This window comes from Chondrinema litorale, from assembly GCF_026250525.1.
Taxonomy (GTDB): domain Bacteria; phylum Bacteroidota; class Bacteroidia; order Cytophagales; family Flammeovirgaceae; genus Chondrinema; species Chondrinema litorale.
Window position 1 is genome coordinate 919,444 of record NZ_CP111043.1, and the last position, 25,589, is coordinate 945,032.

At 33.4% G+C, this 25,589-nt stretch carries 23 protein-coding genes; 7 read left to right on the forward strand and 16 right to left on the reverse strand.

Going from position 1 to position 25,589, the window contains the following annotated elements:
• Positions 1-4 precede the first annotated feature (4 nt).
• Positions 5-655, forward strand: a complete 651-nt coding sequence (locus OQ292_RS03775; protein ID WP_284684713.1) for an oxidoreductase — start codon at positions 5-7, stop codon at positions 653-655.
• 85 nt (positions 656-740) lie between these two features.
• Here OQ292_RS03775 and OQ292_RS03780 read toward each other — a convergent pair whose 3' ends face one another.
• Positions 741-1,772, reverse strand: a complete 1,032-nt coding sequence (locus tag OQ292_RS03780) for a GNAT family N-acetyltransferase (RefSeq protein ID WP_284684714.1) — start codon at positions 1,770-1,772, stop codon at positions 741-743.
• A gap of 197 nt (positions 1,773-1,969) precedes the next feature.
• Here OQ292_RS03780 and OQ292_RS03785 point away from each other — a divergent pair, with 197 nt between their 5' ends.
• Positions 1,970-2,116, forward strand: coding sequence for a hypothetical protein (locus OQ292_RS03785; RefSeq protein ID WP_284684715.1), 147 nt, complete (start codon positions 1,970-1,972; stop codon positions 2,114-2,116).
• Positions 2,117-2,217: 101 nt separating this feature from the next.
• On the opposite strand, the gene OQ292_RS03790 is transcribed toward OQ292_RS03785, so the two are convergent.
• Positions 2,218-2,718 (reverse strand): metallophosphoesterase family protein, encoded by a 501-nt coding sequence (locus OQ292_RS03790; protein ID WP_284684716.1) that lies wholly within the window; start codon positions 2,716-2,718, stop codon positions 2,218-2,220.
• 59 nt (positions 2,719-2,777) lie between these two features.
• Here OQ292_RS03790 and OQ292_RS03795 point away from each other — a divergent pair, with 59 nt between their 5' ends.
• The 3 genes from OQ292_RS03795 (at position 2,778) to OQ292_RS03805 (ending at position 6,079) form a co-directional block, all read left to right on the forward strand.
• On the forward strand, positions 2,778-3,674 hold the full coding sequence (locus OQ292_RS03795) for a carbon-nitrogen hydrolase (RefSeq protein ID WP_284684717.1): 897 nt from the start codon (positions 2,778-2,780) through the stop codon (positions 3,672-3,674).
• 256 nt (positions 3,675-3,930) lie between these two features.
• Positions 3,931-4,473 carry a DoxX family membrane protein gene (locus tag OQ292_RS03800; protein ID WP_284684718.1) on the forward strand — a complete coding sequence of 181 codons (543 nt, stop codon included), beginning with the start codon at positions 3,931-3,933 and terminating at the stop codon, positions 4,471-4,473.
• A 19-nt stretch (positions 4,474-4,492) separates the two neighbouring features.
• Positions 4,493-6,079, forward strand: a complete 1,587-nt coding sequence (locus OQ292_RS03805) for a Gfo/Idh/MocA family protein (RefSeq protein WP_284684719.1) — start codon at positions 4,493-4,495, stop codon at positions 6,077-6,079.
• Positions 6,080-6,179: 100 nt separating this feature from the next.
• Here the strand turns inward: OQ292_RS03805 and OQ292_RS03810 are convergent, their stop codons facing one another.
• The 11 genes from OQ292_RS03810 to trmB form a co-directional block, all read right to left on the reverse strand.
• Complete coding sequence (locus OQ292_RS03810; protein ID WP_284684720.1) at positions 6,180-6,674, reverse strand: DinB family protein; 495 nt, start codon at positions 6,672-6,674, stop codon at positions 6,180-6,182.
• 80 nt (positions 6,675-6,754) lie between these two features.
• Positions 6,755-7,417, reverse strand: coding sequence for a DUF2461 domain-containing protein (locus OQ292_RS03815; RefSeq protein ID WP_284684721.1), 663 nt, complete (start codon positions 7,415-7,417; stop codon positions 6,755-6,757).
• Between the two features lie 267 nt (positions 7,418-7,684).
• On the reverse strand, positions 7,685-8,575 hold the full coding sequence (locus OQ292_RS03820; RefSeq protein ID WP_284684722.1) for an arsenite methyltransferase: 891 nt from the start codon (positions 8,573-8,575) through the stop codon (positions 7,685-7,687).
• A gap of 46 nt (positions 8,576-8,621) precedes the next feature.
• Positions 8,622-8,960 (reverse strand): ArsR/SmtB family transcription factor, encoded by a 339-nt coding sequence (locus tag OQ292_RS03825; RefSeq protein WP_284684723.1) that lies wholly within the window; start codon positions 8,958-8,960, stop codon positions 8,622-8,624.
• An 80-nt stretch (positions 8,961-9,040) separates the two neighbouring features.
• Positions 9,041-10,726 carry an aryl-sulfate sulfotransferase gene (locus OQ292_RS03830; RefSeq protein WP_284684724.1) on the reverse strand — a complete coding sequence of 562 codons (1,686 nt, stop codon included), beginning with the start codon at positions 10,724-10,726 and terminating at the stop codon, positions 9,041-9,043.
• A 212-nt stretch (positions 10,727-10,938) separates the two neighbouring features.
• A complete protein-coding gene (locus OQ292_RS03835; RefSeq protein ID WP_284684725.1) occupies positions 10,939-11,859 on the reverse strand; it encodes a hypothetical protein in 921 nt (306 codons plus the stop codon).
• A gap of 17 nt (positions 11,860-11,876) precedes the next feature.
• Positions 11,877-13,604, reverse strand: coding sequence for a SusD/RagB family nutrient-binding outer membrane lipoprotein (locus tag OQ292_RS03840; protein WP_284684726.1), 1,728 nt, complete (start codon positions 13,602-13,604; stop codon positions 11,877-11,879).
• A gap of 43 nt (positions 13,605-13,647) precedes the next feature.
• Entirely contained in the window at positions 13,648-16,845 is a 3,198-nt protein-coding gene (locus tag OQ292_RS03845; protein WP_284684727.1) for a SusC/RagA family TonB-linked outer membrane protein, read from the reverse strand.
• Between the two features lie 449 nt (positions 16,846-17,294).
• On the reverse strand, positions 17,295-19,829 hold the full coding sequence (locus OQ292_RS03850) for an ATP-dependent Clp protease ATP-binding subunit (protein ID WP_284684728.1): 2,535 nt from the start codon (positions 19,827-19,829) through the stop codon (positions 17,295-17,297).
• Positions 19,830-19,927: 98 nt separating this feature from the next.
• Positions 19,928-20,587, reverse strand: coding sequence for a WbqC family protein (locus OQ292_RS03855; protein WP_284684729.1), 660 nt, complete (start codon positions 20,585-20,587; stop codon positions 19,928-19,930).
• The gene (gene trmB, locus OQ292_RS03860; protein WP_284684730.1) at positions 20,580-21,242 is read right to left on the reverse strand and encodes a tRNA (guanosine(46)-N7)-methyltransferase TrmB; all 663 of its coding nucleotides are present in this window, start codon (positions 21,240-21,242) and stop codon (positions 20,580-20,582) included. Before trmB ends, OQ292_RS03855 begins: the two co-directional genes overlap by 8 nt.
• A gap of 303 nt (positions 21,243-21,545) precedes the next feature.
• Between trmB and OQ292_RS03865 the strand changes: the two genes are divergently transcribed.
• On the forward strand, positions 21,546-21,926 hold the full coding sequence (locus OQ292_RS03865) for a co-chaperone GroES (RefSeq protein WP_284684731.1): 381 nt from the start codon (positions 21,546-21,548) through the stop codon (positions 21,924-21,926).
• A 4-nt stretch (positions 21,927-21,930) separates the two neighbouring features.
• Here OQ292_RS03865 and OQ292_RS03870 read toward each other — a convergent pair whose 3' ends face one another.
• Complete coding sequence (locus OQ292_RS03870) at positions 21,931-22,326, reverse strand: VanZ family protein (protein WP_284684732.1); 396 nt, start codon at positions 22,324-22,326, stop codon at positions 21,931-21,933.
• Between the two features lie 67 nt (positions 22,327-22,393).
• On the opposite strand from OQ292_RS03870, the gene OQ292_RS03875 reads away from it, so the two are divergent.
• Complete coding sequence (locus OQ292_RS03875) at positions 22,394-23,026, forward strand: peptidylprolyl isomerase (RefSeq protein ID WP_284684733.1); 633 nt, start codon at positions 22,394-22,396, stop codon at positions 23,024-23,026.
• A 1-nt stretch (position 23,027) separates the two neighbouring features.
• On the opposite strand, the gene OQ292_RS03880 is transcribed toward OQ292_RS03875, so the two are convergent.
• Positions 23,028-23,708 (reverse strand): hypothetical protein, encoded by a 681-nt coding sequence (locus tag OQ292_RS03880; protein WP_284684734.1) that lies wholly within the window; start codon positions 23,706-23,708, stop codon positions 23,028-23,030.
• A gap of 224 nt (positions 23,709-23,932) precedes the next feature.
• Positions 23,933-25,588, reverse strand: a complete 1,656-nt coding sequence (locus OQ292_RS03885; RefSeq protein ID WP_284684735.1) for a LysM peptidoglycan-binding domain-containing protein — start codon at positions 25,586-25,588, stop codon at positions 23,933-23,935.
• Position 25,589 lies beyond the last annotated feature (1 nt).

The following is a 25,589-nucleotide window of genomic DNA, read 5'->3' on the forward strand; positions in this document are numbered from 1 at the left end:
ATCTATGGAAAAGAAATTAAATGCATTAGTTGCTGGCGGTACTGGCTTAATTGGTAAAGAATTATGCCGCATTCTGGCCTCAGATAATTATTACGATAAAGTAATTTCTCTTGTAAGAAGAAAAAGCAATCAGGTAAGTGGTGTTACCGAACAGGTTGTAAATTTTGACACCTTGTCTAACACTACTATTGAAACTGAAATAGATGTTGCCTTTTGCTGTTTAGGCACAACTATGAAGAAAGCAGGCTCTAAAGAAGCTTTTTATAAAGTTGATTATGAATATGTTGAAAAGTTTGCCAAACTGGCTCATGCTTTAGGTGTAGAGAAATTTTTATTAGTTACAGCTATTGGTGCAGATGCCAACTCGATGTTTTACTACAATCGAGTAAAAGGAGAAATTGAAAACACTATTAAGGCCATACCTTTTAAGAGTATACACATTTTTAGACCTTCTTTATTAATTGGAGACAGAGAAGAGCAGAGAACTGGTGAAGATGTAGGCAAGTTTGTCTATAAACATTTAGATTTTCTAATTCCCAAAAAATACAAAGGTATTGAAGGCTCACAGGTTGCCAAAGCCATGGCTCAAAAAGGAAAGTCTAATATCGAAGACGTTTTAATTTACGAATCTAAAGTAATTCAAGAGCTAGTCTAAGCCCAGTATTTAGAGGTTAATTTAAATAAAAAAGCCAATGACTAAAAATATCATTGGCTTTTTACATGCTTCATTTGCACTTAATTTACGCTACAAAATGGCGCAGATCAAAATAAACAAGCATATATGTTTTGCCTTCTTTATCTGTAACTCTCAATAATCCTTTACTACCTGTAGGGAAAGAGAAATGTAACTGATATTCCACATCCACATGCATGTACTCTATATTTACAAACCTGTGGTTTCTGGTTATAATATTTTGTTTAAAGTCGAACTGCCAGTTAATCTGCTTTAACACATGTCTATTAGAAACTTTAGGTGTATCAGAATCGTGACCGTGAATGGTAACCGGTACAGTAAAGTTATCAAATACAGATTTAGTTAAAAGTGCATCGATGTGGATAGTGTTAGAAGTATTACTTAATGTATAATCTTCTGAGGTCCAAAGTTTTTGCACTGCAATGTTTTCTATCTGTGTAGTTGTTTGCATCGATGTAACCCCTTCCCTTTCCATTGCATAGTTTTCTGCATAGCGCATAATATCTCTAAATACACCTTTTCCTCTTTCACTTGGTAATACACCATAAAGAATACCCTTACACTTTCCTTCAGACTGGAAATTAAAAGTAGCAAAGCCGATCACTTCTTCTCCACGCTTTACTAGCCAGCATATTCTTTCATCATTGTCTTCTGCATAACTCCTTACCCAATCTTGATAACCCTCTGTTACACTTTGGTTATCAAAAAATGGATTAATGCGGTAGTGGTTCACATAACTTCCAAAGGTTTCTTTTACAATAGCATTTAATGCCTCGTGATCTGCTTGTCCTGCTCGCTTTAATGTTAACTCTTTGTGCTGAAGTTCTCGGGGTTTCTTGTTGGTTAGGTCCTTTGTATAATAAGCTAGCGTATCAGCAACTATAAAAGGCATTGCAGTTTTCTCTAACCTGTTCAACTGAGAAAGGTTAACTGTCGGAATCCTGATAATGGCAGTATCAACGTTGTTCTCCAATATCTGATTTAACAGTGAAGTAGCATCAATCTCTTCTAACCTAGCTCTATAGATAACCAATCCGAATCGTTGGCTATCAATCTTATGATACTTTAGAATACTCATCAAAAATAAATCTTAGTATGTTTGTTATAAAAAAATAGATGATTTATCTCTATAATGGGAGCAAAATTGTCATCAAGCTTAAATATAGGGAATTATCTTCATATATTATCATTTTAAGAAATGCATAATTTCACGATTTTTTTTCCGATAATCAATCAAATATTTTAAATTTGCAAACTCAAAAAAATTGAAAGGAAATGGCATCGATAACTCTTAAAAGAAAAACACTTAAAAATAGATTAAGAGCTAAAAATAAAAATATTAAAATAAAGCTTCTTAATACTAAGCCTGTATTGAAAAACATTGACGTTCAGGCAATTAAAGAATCATTTAAAAAAGACTAATTCCTGTTCAGCTTCGGCTGATTAATACATGAATTTGTAAAAATATTTTTTTTACACAATGTGTAATATACCCGAATAGAAAACTATTCGGGTATGTTTTTTTATAGAATTCCTCTTTTTCCAAGCTCAATTAACTCAAGATTTGTAATTTTTTCATTCAAAATTTCGAATCTGAGCATTGTTTTTTCTTTGTGGAAACCATGATTACCTGCAGCTCCTGGGTTCATGTGTAATAGGTTCCTTTTCTTATCTGGAATTACTTTTAGTATATGAGAATGGCCACATATAAATAAATCTGGCTTGAGCTCATCTAGTCTATCTTTTAGCTTCCTTGTATATTTTGGAGGGTAACCGCCAATGTGTATGATATATACTTTTACACCTGCGCAATTAAAGAACAACTCTTCGGGAAACTCCGATCTTATGTTATTATCGTCGATATTCCCATAAACTGCTTTAAATGGCTTAAAACCCTTTATTTTTCGGGCTACTTCTACATCGCCAATATCACCAGCATGCCAAATTTCATCACAATTTTCAAAATACGATAGCATATCATCATTAATAAAGCTATGCGTATCTGAAAGTAAACCAATTTTCATATTAATTAATTATGCATAATAAATAAGTTTGCAATAATATAGAATCAAAAATAAAAGTGATGGGTAAAGCAAAAATTCTAAAAGCGGGTTTGGTACAGCAAAGCTGCAATGAAAATAGAGAAGAAAACATACAAAAATCTATAAATGGAATTAAAGAACTAGCAGCAAAAGGTGCTGAACTGGTTGTTTTACAAGAATTACATACAGGAGTTTATTTTTGCCAAGCAGAAGACGTAGACCGTTTCGATATGGCAGAGTCAATCCCTGGGCCATCAACCGAAGTGTTTGGGCAAATTGCCAAAGAAACAGGTGTTGTTTTGGTTACTTCATTATTCGAAAAGCGAGCTCCGGGAGTTTACCACAATACAGCAGTAGTTTTCGAAAAAGATGGTAACATTGCTGGCAAATACAGAAAAATGCATATCCCAGATGATCCGGCATATTATGAGAAGTTTTATTTTACACCCGGTGATATGGGATTTAAACCTATAGAAACATCTGTAGGAAAATTAGGTCTTTTGGTTTGTTGGGATCAGTGGTATCCAGAAGCTGCGAGGTTAATGGCTTTGGCGGGTGCAGATTTATTAATCTACCCTACTGCTATTGGTTGGGAAAGTACCGATACCGATGCTGAGAAGAAAAGACAGTTAGATGCTTGGACTATCTCACAAAGAGGACATAGTGTGGCGAATGGCTTGCCACTAATTAGCGTAAATAGAACAGGTTTCGAAGAAGATTTCTCTGGAGTTACAAAAGGTATTCAGTTTTGGGGAAATAGTTTTGTATCTGGCCCGCAAGGCGAGATTGTTGTAGAAGCTCCACACAACGAAGAAGTAAACATATTGGTAGAAATCGATATGAAACGCAGTGAAGATGTGAGAAGAATCTGGCCATTTTTTAGAGATCGCCGCATTGAAGCTTATGACGGACTCTTAAAAAGGTTTCTGGTAGACTAATTTATTCAATTTATAAATATTTAAACCGGCATAACGCACAAGTTACTGCCGGTTTTTCTTTTTTCAGACATTAAATACTCCCCTTTTTTAAGGTAGAATTGATTTGTGATTCGCTTTTTCCTATCTTTTGATAACAATCACAGACCATCATGATAATGGTCATCTTTTTTCAACCATCTCTTCCTGAATTTTAAAGGGAATTTCAAGCCCTTTAATAATTACTAGCAGCCTTTCCACACTATAAAATTTATGAAATATGAAAACACAAACAATGAATGACACCCAATTGCGGTACGGTAACTTTCAGGTTTCTGTGCTTGTAATACTTAGAATGATGATAGGTTGGCACTTTCTTTATGAAGGAGTAATTAAAGCACTTAATCCTAGCTGGTCTGCAGGTGGCTTTCTAATGGATTCTAAATGGATATTTGCAGATATGTTCCACTCAATGGCAACTAATCCTGCAACTTTAGACATTATTAATACACTGAATATCTGGGGATTAATCGCTATCGGACTTGGATTAATCACTGGCTTATTTAGCAGAGCTGCAGCAATTGGAGGTATAGTACTTCTTTCATTATACTACCTCTCTCACCCACCTTTAATCGGCCTTAAATATGCACTCCCAGCAGAAGGCAGTTACCTGATTGTAAACAAAAACCTAATTGAAATTTTTGCATTGGCAGTGCTTTTTGCTTTCCCAACAAGCAGAATAATTGGTCTTGATAGGCTAATTTTTAAAGCACCAGTAGACGAAGAGGAAATACGTGTAGAAAAAGAAATGCAAAATGTTTAACCACTAAACTGAATCAATCATGGCAACTAATAAAAATAAAAAAAGCGGCAGAAGAGATCTTTTAAAAGGCCTTGCTGCTGTACCTGTACTTGGCGCTTTCGCATTCAGTACAATTAAAAAAGTAAATTACGACGAAGAACAAAGAGAAAATATTTTAAAAGAATTGGATATTGAAGCGGCTCGTCCACCTGCCGGTCGTTCATTGGCTGGTGATCCGATTAGATTAGGTATTATCGGTTTTGGTATCCGCGGAAAACAACTTGTAAAAGCAGCGGGCTTTGCTACCAAAGAATGGAAAGAAAGCATGAAAAAGTCTGCTTTAGAAAACTCTAACGATACTCGTTTAAAAGACTTTTTAGAACAAGAGAATTTAAATATTCAGTTTACAGGTGTTTGTGATTTGTTTGATGTACGTGCAGAAGAAGCATTAGATACAGTTACAACCGACAAAAACACACCAAAAAGATATCGCACCTACCAAGAGATGGTAGAAAGCCCTAACATAGACGCTGTAATAATTGCTACACCAGACCACTGGCATGCTCCTATTTCTATAGCAGCTGCAAATGCAGGCAAGCACGTGTATGTTGAGAAATGTATGACTCATAAAATTGCTGAGACTTTCGATTTATATGATGCAGTAAAACAGTCAGGCATTATATTTCAGGTAGGTCACCAGCACCGCCAAACCCAAAGTTTTCTTACTGCCATGGATATTATGAAGAAACAAGTTTTAGGACATGTTTCACTTATTCAGGCAAATACTAACCGTAATGACGACAATGGCGCTTGGCAATATAATATTCACGAAAAAGCTAGTCCACAAACAATCGACTGGCAACAATTCTTAGGAAATGCACCTGAAATTCCATTTAATGCAGAACATTTCTTCCGTTGGAGAAAATGGTGGCCTTATGGAACCGGTCTTTCTGGCGACTTGCTAACGCACGATTATGACAGAATCAATTGTATTCTTAAAATGGGTATTCCTAATTCAGTAATGGCATCTGGAGGTATTTATACACACCGCGATGGCAGAGAGGTGCCTGATGTTTTCCAAGTTGTTATGGAATATCCTGAATATTCAACTGGTGGTAGCCAAGAAAAAGGCAAAGAAAAAGGGATGACTTTTATGTATAGTGCAACATTGGGTAATCAGTACGGAAGAAACACTGCTCTTATGGGTCACGATGCTAGTATGGAACTTATCGGTGACAGATTGAGCATTCTTGCAGATCCAAGATCTACCCGCTATCATGACATGATAGATCAGAAAAGAATTGATACAGATGTGCCATTGTACTCTTATGATCCGAGTGTGAAGGGAGTTGATGGTGTAACATCTGCCACTGCAAAATACTTTGCAAATAAAGGTTTGCTGTACACTTACAGAGATGGTAAAAGAGTAGACTCTACTCACTTACACATTAGAGAATGGTTAAGTGCCATTAGAAATGGAACTCCTGTAAGTTGTGGTATAGAAGAAGGATTCGAAGAAGCAATTTCTGCTCACATGGCTACCCTTTCTTATAAATTGGGTAAACGCATAGAATGGGATCCTACTGCTAGAAGAATTACAAATGTAGAAGAGGAATTTTTGTCATAGAATAATTTAATTTTGAGGTTAATATGTTATTAAGCTACACTAATTTTTAGTGTAGCTTATTTTTTATTCTAACAAAAGCCTAGTAAGTAACAGATGTATATCAAAGCAAATACTTTTCTTTAAGTACTAGAATATGATGTTGCTCATGCCCAATTGTGGCCTTTAACATTTCGGCTACCGTAAGCTGGTATTTCCAAGCTTTTCCTACTAAAGCGAACTGTGCTGCTGATAATGTTTTAATAAAGCTTTTTGAAGCATTTCTCACGTTTTCGAAATCATTCAACAAATCATCTAAACTGAGCTCATCAAACCTGCTATTATCTACATAAAAATCTTGCTCGTAGCCGGGTAAATCTGTTTTATCATTTCTACTAAAGCGAAGAATCCTATACATCATAATTCGCTCATGATCTGTTATGTGACCAATTATTTGTTTAATACTCCACTTGCCGGGAGCATATCGAAAAGTAGATTTTTCTTCGGTTAAAGATTTGAAAATTTGCAAGCTTTCATCAGCGAGAAATAACTCATTATAATCTTTGTCTTCTACTAATTCTATATAATATGGAAAACCATCTGCTACAGTGTATTTCATATAAATAAAAAAATATAAGGAGTTACATTGAATTAATTCTTCAACTTAAACATCCTTTTGGTTATAAATAGCTTGTTAAATTATTCTTCAACTTCTGCTACTGCCGTATTCAAAAAGTTATTAAAAGGATACATTACTTGGAATTTGGCTGCAACATTATTTAAAAAAGCATCTTCTGTTACCTCAGATTCTGGTACTTTTGTAAATACAGTAAAGCTTTTCAGCCTGAGTAATTCTATATGTGGATGATCTTTTGGATAACCCTTAGGAGCTGTTTTTAATCTATCGCCATCCATTTCATCAAAAGTATTTTTAAACTTTTCTTCTGATAAAACTTCTATCAAACTCGGCGCATTATAATCTATCTCTTGACGGATTTTTGCTAGTTCGGGTGCAGCAGGCATATAAATACCGCCACCTATAAAACAGTTTCCTGGCTGGATATGAACATAATAACCAGCTCCTTTAGTTTTTTTACCTCCACTAGCTATAAATGCACCCATATTAGTTTTATAAGGCCTTTTATCATTACTAAAGCGTATATCTCTATTAATTCTAAAAATACAGTCTTTAGCTAATAAACCAGTAATTGTAGGATCGAAAGCAGCTGTTTTTTGGATGAGTTCTGTAACAAAGCTTATGAATATTTTTCTTGCAGCCTGATACTCAGGTCTGTTTTCATCCATCCATTCTTTATTGTTATTTTCTTGTAGTGCACTTAAAAATGAAAGAATATTCTTCATGATTCGAATTTAAATTTGATACATTTTATTGTTAATATGCCCTACAAATTTTGTTATTGAAAATTAGCTAAACAAAGCCAAAATACAAATTCATAATAATTTATTTGCTAGTTCAAACTAATAAGCCATTTCAGTCACTATAATTTTTACAAAATCTAATACATAGGTTTCTTAGCATGACTTTTCTCTAAAAAGCAAAAGTGCCAAACATTGTCTGGCACTTAATGTATCTTCGCTGAGTTTGTTATTTCATTTAGATAAATGAAATTAGCAACAGCCAGAACCTGGCTCACAGCAAGAATTATTTTCTGTTGGTATACTTTCACTATCTATCATTTTTAACTTTTCGCCACCTGGTTTAGAAGCAAAAACTGTAATGCTGAATATGCCAAAATCACCATTTTTGAACTCAGCAACTCCCTTCTCATTTAAATATTTAGAAAGAATATCGTCTGGAATTAGAATTACTTTTTCTTTTTGAATAGTAATATTTTCGAAGCCAGCTTGCTCAATAAAAGAAAGGTAAGTTTCTTTTTGAATGGCGCCAGACACACAGCCTGCATACATCTCAGCATCTTGTCTTAAAGCTTCTGGTAAATCTCCAGATAGTACAATATCTGATATGCTAAAGTGACCTCCCGGTTTTAAAACTCTAAAAATTTCAGCAACCACTTCTTTCTTATTTGGCACTAGATTAAGTACGCAATTGCTCACAACAACATCTGCCACATCGTTATTAACAGGCATTTCCTCGATATCTCCAAAGCGGAATTCTACATTGTTATAGCCAAGCTTCTCTGCATTTAGACGAGCTTTATCGATCATAGCTTCGGTAAAGTCTATACCTATTACTTTACCAGTTTCACCTGCTTCGTATCTGGCTACAAAGCAATCGTTGCCAGCACCTGAACCCAAATCGATAACAGTATCTCCTTTTTGGATTCTAGCAAATTGAGTTGGCAAACCACAACCTAGCCCTAAATCGCCTTCTTTCTTGTAGCCTTGTAGATCAGAGTAATCATCTTGCATAATGTTATACACTTCTTCTGAGTTGCTGGTAGCTCCGCAACATGTAGAAGAATTATAATCTCTGTCTTGTAGAGCAATTTTGCTGTACTTCTCTTTTACCATTTTTTTGATTTCTGCTGAATTTTCCATAGTCATTATATTATTGCAATATTACGATTAATAAACTCAAATTTTTTTAGCAACAGCCACCTCCTTCACATGAAGATTTGTACTTATTAAAGAAAGCCTGAAACATACCATCTATCTCTCTCCACTTTTCTGGATTGATACAGTAATTTACTGATACTCCTTCGATAGTTCCTTGAATGATACCGATTGTTTTAAGTTCTTTTAAATGTTGCGAGATGGTTGCTTGAGCTAAACCTAGCTCTTGCACTAAATCTCCATTTACACAGGCGTTGGCTTCTAATAGATATTGTATTATTGCTATACGCGCAGGATGTGCCAACGCTTTTGCTATTTGAGCCAGTGTGTTTTGTTCCTCTGTAAAAAGATCTGTTCTAGTTACTCCCATCGTTCAATTATTATATTGCTATATTACGATGAATAATTGTAATTGCCAATAGTTAATCCGTTTTTCTTTAAAAATTTATATCAATTCTTTAAAAGTTTTATTGATTTTGCACCTGATTTAAGAATGTAAATACCTCTATTAAGTTGGCCTGTAGGAATTTTTTCAGTATTAAATTTCATCAAGCTTCCTTGATAGACTAATTTTCCATCAATGCTAAAAATCTCAAAATCAGCTTGTTGGTTTTGTGTTTCGATATAAAACACATTATCAAATGGATTCGGGAAAATACTAATCCCTTCTAGCTCCTGCTCAGAATCTGCTAAAGCAGTAATATCTTCTTCTTCCTCATCATCTTCAAAATCTAATTCTTCCAATAAGCCTTTAGGTGTCAAATCTTTTCCATCAAAAGCAGCATAGTCTAGAGGATATCTATTCATTTTAAATGTAATATTCTCATTCTGTGCCAAAGTATCTCCCTGTGCTACAGTTTGTCCATACCTAAAAGGGATTCTATACTCCCATGCAATTTCGCCTTGTTCATTTAACTCATATCCATAACCATATCTTCCAGAAAACATTAAGATATTATTATTTTCTAATTGTTGTACATTCGACAAACCATCAGAATATGCTTTTGCTGACCTATTTGGATGCAAATAAGTTTTCAGAATTAAATCAGCAGGACTAATAGTTGGATCAAGATAGTTAAATGTATTACTATCAATCGTACTTACGAGCATACCAATAGAAGTAGTATCTGGCATTTGATTATTGAATAAGAGAATCTTACCATAATCTTCATCTCCTTCTTCTGCATACTGGTCTAGCCAATGTACATCGTGCTGAAAATATAAGTATTGATCATTAGGCGTGTTTTGATAGGTTTTATCATTCCCAAATCGATATAATATCTCTCCTCCTTTTCCAGTGTTGCCACCTTTATCGGTTTTTGCTTGGGCAGTAGTTGTGCTATGATCAATTATCCAGAACTCATTAAAATAAGGAACCGAAACTACTATTTGATCTAATACAGGATTATAATCTATAGAATTTATATGTAACCAATCGGGATGACCATCGTGCTCGTCGTAATTAAGGTCAATCTTACCATTTTGCACGCTTACGTTTCCATAATTGTCTTTATCAGAATATTTATTTTGGATTAAGTGATCCCAAGCATGCCATGCCCATACAATTTTATCTGTTTCTGGATCCCACTCATAAATCATTTCTGACAATATAAATTCTTGGGGCAAATTATCTGGATCTCTACCTGCTTCTAATGCATCTTCCATAGAAAACTTTTCCCAAATAACTAAAAGGATATTACCATTGGGCATTGGTTCTATATCGTGATGTAACCTTGCATTTTCTGTACTCATCGAAAAACTACTCAAGATCTCTCCTTCCCATGACACTACATCTACAAATGCACCAGCACCGGGTGCATATATTGGGTCAGTTGTTTTTGTGTTTGTGGATTTTGACCTTACTAAATTTCCATTTTCTAAGAGATATACACTTGTGCCGGGAATATAATCATTTGTATCATTCCAATAATGGATTAATTGACCATCATTATCTATTAAAAAAACTTTTTCCTGATTAAAGGGGAAAAATAAATTATAACCTTCTGAAACTGCTTCTGAATTAGTTATTACACCAACTGTATTTTGAGATGAAACTTTTACAATTGAAATAATGAAAAGTACTCCTATTAATATAAATATTTTTATAGTAGAAAAATACTGGTAAAAAGCCTTCATACACTAAACCATGTTTAATTTATAATCGAAACTAGAATGTATTTAAGACAGGATGCCTAAATAAATGATTGTAAGGATAAATTAGCTAATTGGCATCTTCTACAAACGAAAGAGACCAGATGGGTGAGTTGATTTTAAACAAATAAAAAGGGTTAATCAAAAAATGAAAAACCCTTTTTATTATCATATTAGAGAAATAATAATTTCTTATTCTATTCTACAAGAGCAACTGGCCAATCAGCACCACCAGTGTAATAAATTACTGCTGAACCTGACTCACCGTAAGTATTAACCCAATCGATAGACCACTCGTTACCATCAATAGTTGAAGTGAAAGTCCAAGTATCACCGTATACGTCAGTGAAACCAGTGAAGCTAACATCATCACAAACATCAGTGAAAGTTAATGTAGTACTACTTGCAGTACCTCCACCATAACAAGAAGCGTAAGCACCAAAGCTCCAGTCAGAGAAGTTATAAACTCCACCACCTTGAGATACAATATCAACTGTTCCTGATGAAGAACCTCCACACCAGTTTGTAGAGCTAGTGTATTCGAATGTACCACCAAGATCAGAAGGACAAGCAGCAGGTAAGTCAAAATCGAAATGAGCAATAAAAGCATCACCTCTTACAGCAGCAGAAGAGTTGTCGTACCCAAATACTGAACCATCGTCTAAAGTTACATATCCTTTAAACTCAAAGTTATCACCAGGTGCTAAATCAGCAGCAGAAATTCCTAAAGCTGATAAAATTTCAGGTGCAGTAATTGTAATATCCTGTACACTTTTTAATCCATCTTCAGAAACTGTAAATTGATCAGATGTCCAGCTTTTAAAAGAAGTAGTAGAAACTTCACTACCAGAAACTGGCTCATAAGTAAGATCAAGTCTATACTCTGTTACTTTGTCGCCATCTTCTACATCAATAAATTCTACTGAATAAGTATAACTTGAAGAGTTAATTGTACTTTCATCATAAACATTGATCAATTTATCAGACTCAGTGATAAGTTTGATATATGCTCCTTTTCCTGAATTATCATAAGTCAGTACAGGCTCTAAATCCTCATCTGCGCAGCCTACTAAGTATGCCAAAGCAGTTAAAAATATAAATAGTTTATTTAATTTCATTTCTTTAAGTTTCTTGATTAGTAAAGAGTTACACTACTATCATCCCAGAATACAGCATCAGTAATGTTTTTTTGTACCATATTCGCATTTCTTTCAACATTTACAGCAGGGTAGAAGTAAGAACGGATAAAATCACCAGAACCTGACTCTAATCCTGGAGCCATATTGCTAGGCATTCCAGTTCTTCTGTACATGTTGTATGCTTCTAAACCGTTACCCCAAAGTGCGATATAGTATTCTTTCATTAAGATGTCTAGTTTAGCACTCTCTCCAGAAGCAGCATCGTATTGCTCTAAAACATAAGCAATGTACTCAGCTACATCATCATCAGTAGGAACATAAGCATCTTCTATAGAAACTTCTTCTCCTCTAATAGTTACAGTACCTGAGAAAGTAGTTGCATCTAAAGATGAAAAACCCATTACTTTATCAAATGATTTTTGCATACCGCTTTCTAATAAAGCTCTTGCATCGTCATTAGTTCCAAGAGTTAATGCAGCTTCAGCTCTTAAGAAATCAACATAAGAAGATAACATAAGTGGCCAAATACCTTGACCTTTTGCACCAGTAGTACCACTTTGTTGCTGAGATGTAAATGAGTTTTCATCAAACTGACCACCTGCAGGATATAATCCGTAAAGAGTTCTTAGCTCACCATCTGGTGGAATACCTTCGCCATTTAAGTGATCTCTACCTAAGTAGCCGTCGTCTACAAATGCGATACAATATGGCATTCTTGGATCTACATCTATGTAATGATCAGGCTTTTGATCTTGATCTGGGTAAGAAGAGAAGTGACAAGAATAAACAGTTACATCTTGTTCAGATGCATTTTCGATTTGTCTATAGAAATAATATCTGATTCTTGGATCAACTACAGCATTTCCATTGTCATCTAGTTTTTCACCTCTTAGCAACCACATATAGTAATTTGACATGTAATCACCAGTACTAGTTTCGTAACCACCATTGTATAATGGATGTCTTGAATTAGGATTTTCTCTTGTACTTCCATAAGAGAACTCAAAGTCTTCGCTCTCGGTGTCAATAAACTCTCCACCAGAAAGAATTTCATTAATAGTAGCTGTTGATGCTGATGCATCTACTAATCTTGTAGTAACTGCTGCTCTTAGTTTTAAAGTATTGGCTAAAGCGATCCAACTATCTACATCACCACCATAAAAGTTATCATATGTTGGAGCAGCTGCATCTTCAGCACTACTTAGTAATGTTATAGCTTCGTCTAATAAAGCTATTGCAGAAGCATACACTTCACTACCACTATCAGCACTTGGAGAAATAACCTCAACACCTAGAGTTGCTTCAGAATAAGGTACATCGCCAAACATATCTACTAATACAAACATAGTATAAGCTTTCAAAATTTTAGCAGTACCTTCATATACTGGTAAGCTTCTTTCTTGAGCAATTTCAACCAATAATTCTATATCTGGCCACATACCTTCGTAGATATCTTGCCAAACATCGTTCAATGTATTAGCAGAGGAAGCATCTACATATTGATAAGAACTAGTATATGCAATCATTCTAGAAACTGCAGCAGGATCATACCATAAGTCGCTCTGCATTTCTTCTAGATCAAGTTGTATCTTATTATACAAACTATTTATATCAACACTTTCTGGTGACACTTCAACCGGACTCGTTAGATTTTCGTCCAGCTCGTCACATGCAGAAAAGCATATAAACATTGCAAGTGCAAAGATTTTATATATATTTTTCATTGATGATTCTTTTTAAAATGAGTTTAAACTACCAGAAGACAAATTAGAAAGTTACGTTTAAAGTAACTCCATATCTTTTAGCTGTTGGAGCAGTTCTGAAGTCGAAACCACGACCATTACCAACACCTAAACTCAATACCTCTGGGTCATAATTCATACCTTCAGGGAAGTTTGGTGCTGTGAAGAATAAGTTTTCACCAGCAATTGTTACAGATGCACTTCCAAAAGGAGTTTTTGAAAGAATGTTTTTAGGTAGAGCATAAGCTAAAGATACTTCACGTAATCTCAATACTGTAGCATCAAATACAGATCCCTTAGAAGCTCCAAAATAAGCATCGAAGAATGTATCTCCTGCATAAGACTGAATATTGTTAGGAGTTCCATCACTTAGTACACCATTTAATACGATAGGTTGGAATCTGTTAAAATCTGAATCAACAGTATTACCACGAGCCATTAATGAACCTACAGTCGAAGAGTAGATATCACCACCGTGAATATAATTCCACTGGAATCCAAATGAAATCCCTTTAAAAGTAAATGTGTTACTCCAGTTCGCTTGGAAGTCTGGGTTAGGATTACCAATTATTACTGACTCTGAATTTTCTGTATAAGATCCTTGAGCATTTACTAAAAGCTCACCAGTTTCTTCGTATCTGTTAAAGTCTGTACCTAACATAGCTCCGTAAGCTTCACCAGGGATAGCAACGTTACCTAGGTTAGTATAACCAGCTATAATTACTTGATCTACACCTGAGATGATACTTTCTACTTTACTTATATTTTTAGTGTAATTTAAGTTCATAGTCCACTCAAATCCACTAGAAGTTCTTACTGGAGTAAAGTTCATACCTAATTCTATACCTTTATTACTTACCTCTGCTCCATTTACTGTAGTTTCAGTGTAACCTGTAGCTGGATCAAGTGGTAAATCAATAATTAAGTCTTTAGAATTTTTGTTATATAAAGATAAGTCCATTCCAACTCTACCATTAAAGAATTGTGCTTCTACACCAAATTCTATTTCTGAGTGTAGTTCTGGTTTTAAGTCAGAATTACCTAATATATAATCTACTGAGTTAGTATTTAATTGAGTACCATCAGGACCAATAAATTGGTTAGTTGCAGCACTTAGTATAGATCTTGTTTTATATGGATCTGGATAACCAGCTGAAGTACCATAACTTAGTCTAAATTTAGCATAATCAACTACTCCATTGTCTCTTAATCCTGGAATTGCTTCAAACGGAAGGAATGATAAACTTGCAGATGGATATAGAATAGATCTGTTGGCAGATTCTAAAGTTGATGTCCAGTCATTTCTACCTTGTACAGTTAAATAAACGAAATCGCTATAACCAACTGTAGCAGTTGCATAAACACCTAAAGTATAAACATCTGAAACTTCAGTATCACCAGTTTGACTAACAAATTTATCGTGAGCAAAAATGTTGTAAACTAATTGGTTATTACTGTAAAGGTAAGAACGTTCAAATGTCTTAGCACGATAATTTACACCAACAACACCATTTAAGCTGATTTTCTCGAATCTTTTATCGTAAAGAAGGTTTGCTACATGGTCAGTCCAGTTACTTTTTGCAGTAATAGAATTATAATAACCATCATCATCATCTCTACCACTACCTCTATTCACTTTTCTTTCGTTAAACTGAGAATATGAGTCTAATGATAATCTATATTGGAACTTTAACCAATCTGTGAATTCATAACCTAATTCGATATTTGAAAAGAAACGTTGAACAGTTTCTATATCAGCTTTATTGTTTAAATTCCAAAGAGGATGCTCAATACCTCCATCAGTTCTATAATATACATTTGATCCATCTAAAGGGTTTTCATACTCCAAATTCATCATATCAATAGATCGAGGAGTGAAGAAAACAGCAGCAAATAGTCCATCACCAGCACCACCAAAAGCAGGGTTGGTTAAAGGCCTTCTAATTTCTGAATTAACAAAGTTAAACGTACCTTTTAAGGTAATTCCATTATCAAGTTTAGTTTGACCTCCAATACCAAAATTGTGTTTTTTCTGATAGTTTGAAGCTCCACCACCTCTCTTATCATCAAGACTAGGAAGGAAACCCTCATCATTTAAATAAGAATAAGTGGCGCTTAATGATGACCCATTACCCATATTCTTTGATATTGATACTGATGTATTTGTTGACAAGCCTACATTATCAAAAAACTTTTCAACTGATTCATATGGCTTATATTCATATCTTTGATCAATATATTGAGGAAACGCATCATTATATTGAGCTTGATCATAAGGGTGTCTTACAGTACCATTTTCATCAATACCATTAGAACCTCTAGTATCAAAAGAAGGCCCCCAAGTTGAGTAGTACCATCCGAAATCACCAGAGAAACCATTTCCGTAAGTATCTTGGTAATCAGGAATATTTGCAACTTGAGTTCCAGATACTTGTTGAGTAAAAGAAACTTCAAATCCTTTTTGAGATGAAGATTGCGCTCCGTTTTTAGTTGTTACTAAGATTACACCGTTTCTACCAGCCTCACCATAAAGTACTGTAGCAGAAAGACCTTTTAAAATACTGATATCTTCAATTGATTGTGGATCAAGATCCAAGAAACGAGAAGAAGCAGCACCACCACCATTTGCGAAGTTACCATTGTTGTTTGTGTTTGAGTTAAAAGGAATACCATCAACAACGAATAATGGTTGGTTAGAACCAGTAATAGAAGAATAACCTCTAATGATAATGTTAGTACCAGAACCAGCAAGGCCAGACGTTTGTGCGATGTCAACACCAGTTGCTTTACCTCTTAGAAGTTTAGCAACATCTTTCTGAGTTCTTGCCTTAAGAGACTTAGAATCAATTGAAGAAACACCATAACCTAAAGATGCTTTTTCTTGAGTGATACCCATCGCTGTTACTACAACTTCAGAAAGCTCAGTAGCATCAGGTGTTAAAGTAACATTAACTATACTCTTAGTACCAATTTCAGTTTCTTGTCCGATAAAACCGATATAAGAAAAAACTAAGGTTTTAGCAGTAGCAGGAACGCTAACGCTATAATTTCCATCTATATCTGTGATGGAACCAATGTTGGTGCCTTTTACTACGACGTTCACACCCGGAAGGGGAGATTCGTCTTCGCCGGAAAGCACCGTACCAGTAATAGTTCTATCTTGTGCTACTGCGGTAAATAGCACAGAAGATAAGAACATGAAGATGAGTAGAAGTTGCTTCATGATCTGACTGTTGTAATTTAAATAATTGATTTACAATAATTTAGTTAGTTGGTATTTGACACTTAAAATCTCTAAAAGTTAGTTTTATATTTTAATGTCTTCCTTGTGATTTCTTCCAAATATACAAGAAAAACTATAAATGTTACAATTTTGAATTAAAAAGCAAGCGCCGATTCTATTTTTTAGTGTTATTGTAAATTGATATTTGAGTTTTAGTATATTAGGTTTACTGGCGTAAATTATACTTAGTCGTTTGAACTTGATTTTCAAACATACAAAATGAAATCAGCTAAAAAAAATTCTTTTAAAAATTTTCTGAGATTTAATAGGATTTTTTTGCGAATTATAGATAAATCACACATCTAATTCAGGAATAATATATCTATATACAAAAATAAAAAAGCCACCTTTAGTAAAGGTGGCTTCGTTATATAATAGTTAATTAACTTTTATTCTGTCTCTGCTTTATTAGCTTTCTTTAATGTTAAATTCAGTACTGCTGATTCACCATCATAATCGGCTATAATAGTATCTCCTTCAGAAATTTCATTTTTAAGCAACTCTTCAGCAATAGGATCTTCTAGATACTTTTGAATTGCTCTGTTGAGCGGTCTAGCTCCATATTGCGGATCATAACCTTTATCTGAAAGGAAATCTTTTGCAGGGGTTGTAAGCTCGATTTCGTAACCTAATACATTAAGTCGACTGAAAAGTTTCATTAATGTAATATCGATAATCTTATGTATATGCTCTCTTTCAAGAGAATTAAATACAATTACATCATCAAGTCTGTTTAAGAATTCAGGAGAAAATGCTTTTTTAAGTGCATTTTGAATAGTGCTCTTCATCATTTCATCCTGGCTTCCTAATTTTGTTTTAGTATTAAAACCAATACCAGTTCCAAAATCTTTTAGGTCACGCACTCCAATATTAGAAGTCATAATAATGATGGTGTTTCTAAAGTCTACCCTTCTACCTAAACCATCAGTTAAAATTCCATCATCTAATACCTGAAGTAATATATTAAATACATCAGGGTGAGCTTTCTCAATTTCATCAAGTAATACTACACTATATGGTTTCCTTCTAATTTTTTCTGTTAGTTGGCCACCTTCTTCATAACCTACGTATCCTGGAGGTGCTCCAACTAATCTAGATACAGAGAATTTCTCCATATATTCACTCATATCTATTCTAACTAAAGAATCATCTTTATCGAATAGATGTGAAGATAATACTTTTGCAAGTTCTGTTTTACCAACACCTGTAGGACCAAGGAATATAAATGAACCAATTGGTTTTTGAGGATCTTTCAATCCAACTCTAGTTCTTTGGATTGAGCGAACTAGTTTATCAATTGCTTCATCTTGTCCAATAACTCTTGATTTTAACTCAGCTCCCATATTCAGTAACTTCTGACTTTCTTTTTGTGCCAATCTGTTTACAGGAATGCCAGTCATCATTGCTATTACTTCAGCAACATTTTCTTCAGTTACAGGATAAGTTTTTTCATTGGTTTCTTGTTCCCAACGAATTTTCGCATTTTCTAATTGATCAATAAGCTTTTTCTCCTTATCTCTCAACTTAGCTGCTTCTTCGTATCGTTGGTTTTGTACTACTTTATTCTTTTCTTTCTTGATGTCTTCAATCTGCTCTTCCAACTTCACAATATCGTCTGGAACATGAATATTGTTTATATGTACTCTTGCACCAGCTTCATCTAATACATCAATAGCCTTATCTGGCAAGAAACGATCACTTATATATCTATCAGATAATTTCACACATGCTTTAATAGCTTCTTCGCTATAATCTACATGGTGGTGATCTTCGTATTTTCCTTTGATGTTATTAAGAATCTCAATTGTTTCTTCAGGAGAGGTCGCATCAACCATTACCATTTGGAAACGACGAGCTAAGGCACCATCTTTCTCAATATACTGGCGATACTCATCAAGTGTAGTTGCACCAATACATTGTATATCTCCTCTGGCAAGAGCTGGTTTGAACATATTTGATGCATCTAGCGAACCCGAAGCTCCACCTGCACCAACAATTGTGTGTATTTCATCAATAAAGAGAATTACTTCAGGGGCTTTTTCTAGTTCATTCATTACCGCCTTCATTCTCTCTTCAAACTGACCTCTGTATTTAGTACCTGCAACAAGAGATGCTAAATCAAGTGTTACTACTCTTTTATTAAAAAGTACTCTCGATACCTTCTTCTGGACAATTCTTAGGGCTAATCCTTCAGCGATGGCTGTTTTACCAACACCTGGCTCACCAATTAGAATTGGGTTGTTTTTCTTACGACGGCTCAGGATTTGAGCAACACGTTCGATCTCATTTTCTCTACCAACAATCGGATCAAGCTTATCTTCTTCTGCATATTTAGTGAGATCACGACCGAAATTATCAAGTACAGGTGTTTTAGATTTTTCACTTGATCTTGATGATTCTCTGCCTGATGAACCTCCACCAAACATTCTTGAAGAAGAACCTTCTTCATCACCATCGTCAGTATCAGAAGATGCTGATATTGGATTGTCTGTATGATATTCGAGCAATTCTTTAATTACTTCATAGGTTACATCAAACTTATGTAGTATTTGAGTTGCTAGATTATCTTCATCCCTCAATATTGATAGTAATAAATGTTCTGTTCCAATTAATTGAGCTTTAAAAATTTTAGCTTCGAGATAGGTAATTTTAAGTACCTTTTCAGACTGCCTTGTTAGAGGAATATTAGCAAGGTTCTTTACATTATGACTAGCTGTTCCTCTAGTAGCCTGTTCTATAGTAGTTCTTAATTCGTCTAAAGAAATACCCAGCTTTTTAAGTAAAGCTACAGCTATCCCTTCTCCTTCTCTTATCATTCCCAGTAAAAGATGTTCAGTACCGATATAGTCATGCCCTAACCTCAAGGCTTCTTCACGACTTAATGATATTACTTCTTTTACTCTGTTAGAAAATTTAGCTTCCATAGACATGGATGTTATTAAATAATGTAAGATGTATAAAGTTAAATAAGCTTAATTTAAATCAAAATAAATGATTACATTAATGTTAATAAATATTTCACTCATTTTGACTCTAAATCCTCGAATAGGATTTTATTTTCATTTAAAACTTGTACTGCATTGGGTCCTTCGTTAAATAACAGATCTAAAACACTTAAGTTTTTAATAAACGTTGAAGCAAATAGCTGATTATACGTTTTTGCATGAATGATACCACTATTTCTATTTGGCAGTATTTTAGACCTTAAATCGAGTAAACCTCCTTTTTCGCCACTATAATCATGAATATACTTGTCAGTTTGTCTAATTTTAATATCAATATTTAATATTTTAAGACATAGTGTCAGTATTTCTTTATTTAATTGCCATAGATACTCGTGGCTTGCAAAAATTAAATTTTCAAAGAGATAACCATAATATTCAAAAAAAGGTGCTCTTGCATATGCAGTTTTTATTGCTCGCCAATGGCGATCTTGCCATTTCTGCGTATAATCTATTCCTAATTGCTCTATAGGGAGCTTTTTATCTTTATGAACAATTGGGACAGTTAATCTATCTATTTTATTTGAAGTAAGTATATAAGTTCTGTTACGATAACTTTGTTTTATAAAGTGCTCCTCTGCCTCCAATATAAGTTCATCACAACTATTTATCAATGTAAAATAATCAATACACGGGAAATAATGAAGGTCTATTAAAATTTCATTTATTTTTTTATGCATTGTCAAACCTAAATTTCAAGTAATTAATTAGACAGCCTTTCTCTTTAAAAATTTTTTCATATCTGGTTTCAATGCCAAAGTGATCTTCTTTTAAAGATGATTGATCTAAATCAAAAGTATATTCTAAGTCTTTTATCCCATTTCTTTTTATAACTTCTAAAGAATATTCAAAAAGTGAATAATTATCAGTTTTAAACCTAATTAACGCATTTTCTTTGGATATAGATTTATAAATATCTAAAAAACGTTGACTTGTTAACCTTCTCTTCGCATCTCTGGTTTTAGGCCTTGGATCAGGATGTACTATCCAAATTTCTTCTACTTCGTTTTCTTCAAAAAACAATTCCAAGTCATGCACCTTGGTTCTAAGGAAAGCCACATTATCGAGACCATTTTCCTCCGCTACACTTGAACCATACCAAATTCTATCTCCTTTAACATCTATACCGATAAAATTTCTATTGGGAAATTCTGCTGCAAGTCCAGTTGTATATTCTCCTCTGCCACAAGCAATTTCGAGTGTAATGCCATTATTATTCTTAAAAACCTTTTCTCTCCACTTTCCTTTTATCTCTCTATATACGTCTTTTCCAGGCTCAATTACAATGTCTCTTTCAACAATCTCCTCAAATCTTTTCTTCTTTTGTCTTGCCATTTATATTTGAATATACAATTAAATATTAAAATAAAATCTCAAATATACATGCTGTATTAACAGCCTATGGCATTTTTTTGCATTTATTATTATTGAATTCTACTACAATGCTTTTTAATAATAACTACATACAGAAACTTCTGTTTAAACAATCTATTTAAGAATGCAAAATCAGAAATATAAATTCAAAGCATATAGCTGAATAAAAAATTTCTCCATTAAATATTCTTAAATAACTTTGCTGTTTTAAATGATTTAGTACTCTATAAATCAGTTTAATGGAGTTTTAAAAAAGGATTTTGTATGAACATCAATAAAAACAGCTTGGATAAACTTATAATCGTAGGAGATAGAGTTCTTATAAAACCAAAATCACATAAAGACCAAACCAAAAGTGGACTTTTCTTACCTCCAGGAGTTCAAGAAAAAGAAAAGATACAATCTGGTTATATACTAAAAGTAGGACCAGGTTATCCTTTGCCATTACCGGGTGAGAATTATGATGAACCATGGAAACCTGTTGATGAAAAAATAAAATACATACCACTTCAAGTACAAGAAGGTGATCTAGCTATTTTTTTACAAAAAAGTGCATTTGAGGTTATGTATAATAACGAACGATACTTTATTGTACCTCAACATTCTATTCTAATGATTGAGAGAGATGAAGAACTTTTTAATTGATTTTTCAATTACTTAACAGGTATTTTTTTACGGATAAAGACGATTTTTTGATGATAAACAAATAAAAATTATAACCTAGAAAAGCACCTGTTAAATCTGCCATTGTATCTATTAAATCTCCAGTTCTTCTTGGTACAAAGAAATACTGAATGAGCTCTGTAATAATGGCTAAAAACAAAATAATTGAGAATAAAACAATGAAAATATTTTTCCTTTTTTGAAAACGAAAATCCCTATAAAAAGCAAAACTCAACAAAAAGCTTAATGTACCAAATAAAACTCCATGAACAACTTTATCAAAATGAGGAATATGTCCACCATTACCAGATGGCTCAAAGAAGAACAATAAATAGATTATTAAAATGAGCCAAAAAAATGCTGGCATATAATTTTTTATCATAAGAATGCTAGTTTTTAAAGTAATTTAAAAGCCATTTTTCAAATTTAATTTCTCGTAAAAAATATACATGAAAAAAGTTTTCGTAATCTCTATTTTAACATTACTATTATTCCCTATCCTTTCAAGTAATGCATTTTCGGCTAAACCTCCTAAAAAAAGCTATGTAGCAAAAGTTTATACAAAATTTGGCACTATCCACTTGCTTTTATATGATGAAACTCCTTTACATAGAGATAATTTTGTGAAATTAATTAATGAACAATTTTATGATTCAACTACCTTTCATAGAGTTTTAATTGACTTTATGATTCAGGGAGGAGATCCTAATTCAAAATTAGATGCTGAAGGAAAAATTGGTACTGGTGGCCCAGGCTATACCATTGATGCAGAGATAGTTGATAACTATAAGCACAATAGAGGTAAGCTTGCAGCAGCAAGATTAGGTGATAAAGTTAATCCTGATAAAAAGTCTAGTGGAAGTCAATTCTATATCGTACAAAGCGACAAAGGCGCACATCATTTAGATGGAGGTTATACCATATTTGGAACCGTTTTAAAAGGGTTAAATGTAGTAGACGAAATTGCAGAACAACAAGTCGACGGTATAGGAAAACCTAAAAATGATATAAGAATGTCTATCACCGTTTCTAAAATAAAAAGAAAGAAGATTACAAAAATTTACGACTTTGCTTTTGATTAAATTAAGTTTTTTTGAGTGTTCTTACTGGTCTGGAATCATTTTTAACTTCTGTTAAATCATAAAAACCAATTGACATAATTGAATAATCCCATTTTTTATTCTTTTGCTCTGCTTTAATGGTCGCAATTCTTTTCGTCTTTTTATAAGGAAATGATTCCAGACTATGCTTACCATTAATAATACTCTCAAAGTAGACAATTACAAACATCTCATCGCCTTCTTTAATTTGTAATGTTTTTATATTCTCAAAACTAACAAAGGTATTATTATCCCTATCTAAAAAAAGATATAAGTCTTTAAGGTATCGACTAACTTTTAAATCTTTTATTCTAGAGTTCATGTAAAAATCTGGGCTAATATCATCTTCAATAATCACATTAGGATTATTAAAAATATAAGCAGCCTGATCTTGCTGACCACTATAAATACTTTGCTTTACAAGTATTTCTCGCTCTTCTTTACTTATATCAGTCGCTAGCATTTTGTTTAATAATTGTTCATAAGACACAATTACACTTTCTGCTCCAGCAGTAACCAGATCATAAGTTTGTTGGTCAATTGCAGAAACTTCTTGCTTTGCCTGATCAATGTTTTCAGAACTATTTATACTTTCTTTGCCACTATCTTCACTACACCTGCTAAATAGTAAAATAGTAAAAGTTAAAAAAAATAAATATCTCATTCTTAAAATCACCTAATATATCCAGTTTTAACCTCTATGTATAGAGATGTTAGTATAATTGGATTAAACTAAAAAATCAAAAATTGGTAATTGTGTATATAATGTAATGGATATTAAAATTAGGATGCTATTAGAAATATAGTTGAATAATAAGCTCGGTAGTAAAAAAGTTTATCATTAATTTAATGCTTTAGCATATATTAACCTAATTCAAGTTTGCATATTCAATCAAGATCATCATTTAATTGTTTTTTCACAATAATTTTTTGACCTTCTTTAAGTTTCGTTCCATATGGTATATTATTCCAGCTTCTTAAAGATGAGACAGATTGATTATATTTTGCGGATATTTGATAGATAGTTTCATCCTTTTCCACTTTGTGATACATGCCATCACTTGTGTTTGAAGCTTTTACAAGGTTCTCAGAATTTACACTCTCATTATTACTATTAATTGGATCTTTTAATATCTTAGGTTTATCTAGTAAACTATCTAGTTTGATATTCTGAGAAGTTGAATCAACTACAATTTGAGCTGTATCTTTAACTGACTTGTCAGGGTCAAAACCTTTAACACTTACGATCAAATCCTGCCCAGGATATATAGTGTAATCTGTTAGTTGATTCCACCTAGTTATGTCTTTTATTGTAGTTCCATACTTGCCAGTTATGCTGTATAATGTCTCTCCTTTTCTTACTGTATGTATTCGTGGATTAACTTCATAACCAGAAACTTTCTTAATTAATACACTATCATTTTCATAAAGCCAAGCTTTACCAGTTAAACTATTCCATTCCATAATATCTTCAGGAACAACTTCGTACACACGACTTAACTTATATACATACTCGCCCTTATTTACTTTATGATTCAATGTATTAATCATTGATGGATTTAATATTTCTGAAAGTGGAGCAGAATAATTGATTCTTGTCTTATTAGCTTCATCTAGATAAGAATTAATTTGATAATTTGTACTTGGTATCAGGGTATTGTTTGATGTTATCAATGCTTGGTGATCTGATTCCTGAGTACTTTCTAAAAATATATTTTGAGGAGAAGCTTCTTGTCTACCAATCGGATTTTTAACATAAACTCTTGAACCTTCATCAAGTTGATAACTTTTACCTAAATTGTTCCATTTTATGATATCAAGTACGGTTACATCATTTTTCCTTGATACATCAAATATATTTTCATTTTTTGAGGCGATATATATGCTCTGATTTTGAGAAGAAGTTTCAATTGATGTTTCTTCAAAAGCAGCTACCTTTTTAGAAGGTGTTATCTCATTAATATTTAAGTAAGTCTTCTTCAAGTCTTTCCATGGATCTCCCTCGCTTTCACTCTGATACTCTGGATAAACTTGTAAAGGCAAGTTTTTTTTCTTTTTTCTTAAATTCAATACCTGCCCAACAACCATTTGTTCAGCATTACCTATCCTATTGTAGACTAAAATTTTATCCAATTTAACACCATACATCTGTGAGATGTCCCACATAGTTTCTCCAGGTTTAGCAATATGTTGATCTACTAAAGCTTTATTATTTTTTTTTCTTAGATAATAAACCGCTCCTGTTTTTAAATTTTCTGAACGAGCAGTTTCTAAATCATTAAATTCTGAAAATTGAAATGGAGTCAATTGCATGTAATCAAGAATCACCATTAAATCTTGATCTGGTCGTGCAATAAAGGCAGGGATATTATTGGAATGGACAAAAATAACAGTGTCATTCCCAAATGCCCTTACAGACACTTCTGTAATTTGTGGAAATACAACTGAAGTATATTCTTTTGGGTTTGCAGAGGCGAAGTCTACAGAAAAAATAATAGCTCCTATAAAAAGGAGAGTATAAGATAATTTTCGTATAGTTTCCATG

Excerpts from the sequence above, each read along its gene's own strand:
- OQ292_RS03875 (WP_284684733.1), top strand. The coding sequence starts at position 22,394 with ATGAAAAAAGTTTTCGTAATCTCTATTTTAACATTACTATTATTCCCT.
- OQ292_RS03775 (WP_284684713.1), top strand. The coding sequence starts at position 5 with ATGGAAAAGAAATTAAATGCATTAGTTGCTGGCGGTACTGGCTTAATT.
- OQ292_RS03840 (WP_284684726.1), bottom strand. The coding sequence starts at position 13,604 with ATGAAAAATATATATAAAATCTTTGCACTTGCAATGTTTATATGCTTT.
- OQ292_RS03790 (WP_284684716.1), bottom strand. The coding sequence starts at position 2,718 with ATGAAAATTGGTTTACTTTCAGATACGCATAGCTTTATTAATGATGAT.
- OQ292_RS03830 (WP_284684724.1), bottom strand. The coding sequence starts at position 10,726 with ATGAAGGCTTTTTACCAGTATTTTTCTACTATAAAAATATTTATATTA.
- OQ292_RS03825 (WP_284684723.1), bottom strand. The coding sequence starts at position 8,960 with ATGGGAGTAACTAGAACAGATCTTTTTACAGAGGAACAAAACACACTG.
- OQ292_RS03795 (WP_284684717.1), top strand. The coding sequence starts at position 2,778 with ATGGGTAAAGCAAAAATTCTAAAAGCGGGTTTGGTACAGCAAAGCTGC.
- OQ292_RS03785 (WP_284684715.1), top strand. The coding sequence starts at position 1,970 with ATGGCATCGATAACTCTTAAAAGAAAAACACTTAAAAATAGATTAAGA.
- OQ292_RS03850 (WP_284684728.1), bottom strand. The coding sequence starts at position 19,829 with ATGGAAGCTAAATTTTCTAACAGAGTAAAAGAAGTAATATCATTAAGT.
- OQ292_RS03855 (WP_284684729.1), bottom strand. The coding sequence starts at position 20,587 with ATGCATAAAAAAATAAATGAAATTTTAATAGACCTTCATTATTTCCCG.
- OQ292_RS03845 (WP_284684727.1), bottom strand. The coding sequence starts at position 16,845 with ATGAAGCAACTTCTACTCATCTTCATGTTCTTATCTTCTGTGCTATTT.
- OQ292_RS03800 (WP_284684718.1), top strand. The coding sequence starts at position 3,931 with ATGAAAACACAAACAATGAATGACACCCAATTGCGGTACGGTAACTTT.
- OQ292_RS03820 (WP_284684722.1), bottom strand. The coding sequence starts at position 8,575 with ATGGAAAATTCAGCAGAAATCAAAAAAATGGTAAAAGAGAAGTACAGC.
- OQ292_RS03835 (WP_284684725.1), bottom strand. The coding sequence starts at position 11,859 with ATGAAATTAAATAAACTATTTATATTTTTAACTGCTTTGGCATACTTA.
- OQ292_RS03885 (WP_284684735.1), bottom strand. The coding sequence starts at position 25,588 with ATGGAAACTATACGAAAATTATCTTATACTCTCCTTTTTATAGGAGCT.
- OQ292_RS03780 (WP_284684714.1), bottom strand. The coding sequence starts at position 1,772 with ATGAGTATTCTAAAGTATCATAAGATTGATAGCCAACGATTCGGATTG.
- OQ292_RS03815 (WP_284684721.1), bottom strand. The coding sequence starts at position 7,417 with ATGAAGAATATTCTTTCATTTTTAAGTGCACTACAAGAAAATAACAAT.
- OQ292_RS03870 (WP_284684732.1), bottom strand. The coding sequence starts at position 22,326 with ATGATAAAAAATTATATGCCAGCATTTTTTTGGCTCATTTTAATAATC.
- OQ292_RS03810 (WP_284684720.1), bottom strand. The coding sequence starts at position 6,674 with ATGAAATACACTGTAGCAGATGGTTTTCCATATTATATAGAATTAGTA.
- OQ292_RS03805 (WP_284684719.1), top strand. The coding sequence starts at position 4,493 with ATGGCAACTAATAAAAATAAAAAAAGCGGCAGAAGAGATCTTTTAAAA.
- trmB (WP_284684730.1), bottom strand. The coding sequence starts at position 21,242 with ATGGCAAGACAAAAGAAGAAAAGATTTGAGGAGATTGTTGAAAGAGAC.
- OQ292_RS03880 (WP_284684734.1), bottom strand. The coding sequence starts at position 23,708 with ATGAGATATTTATTTTTTTTAACTTTTACTATTTTACTATTTAGCAGG.
- OQ292_RS03865 (WP_284684731.1), top strand. The coding sequence starts at position 21,546 with ATGAACATCAATAAAAACAGCTTGGATAAACTTATAATCGTAGGAGAT.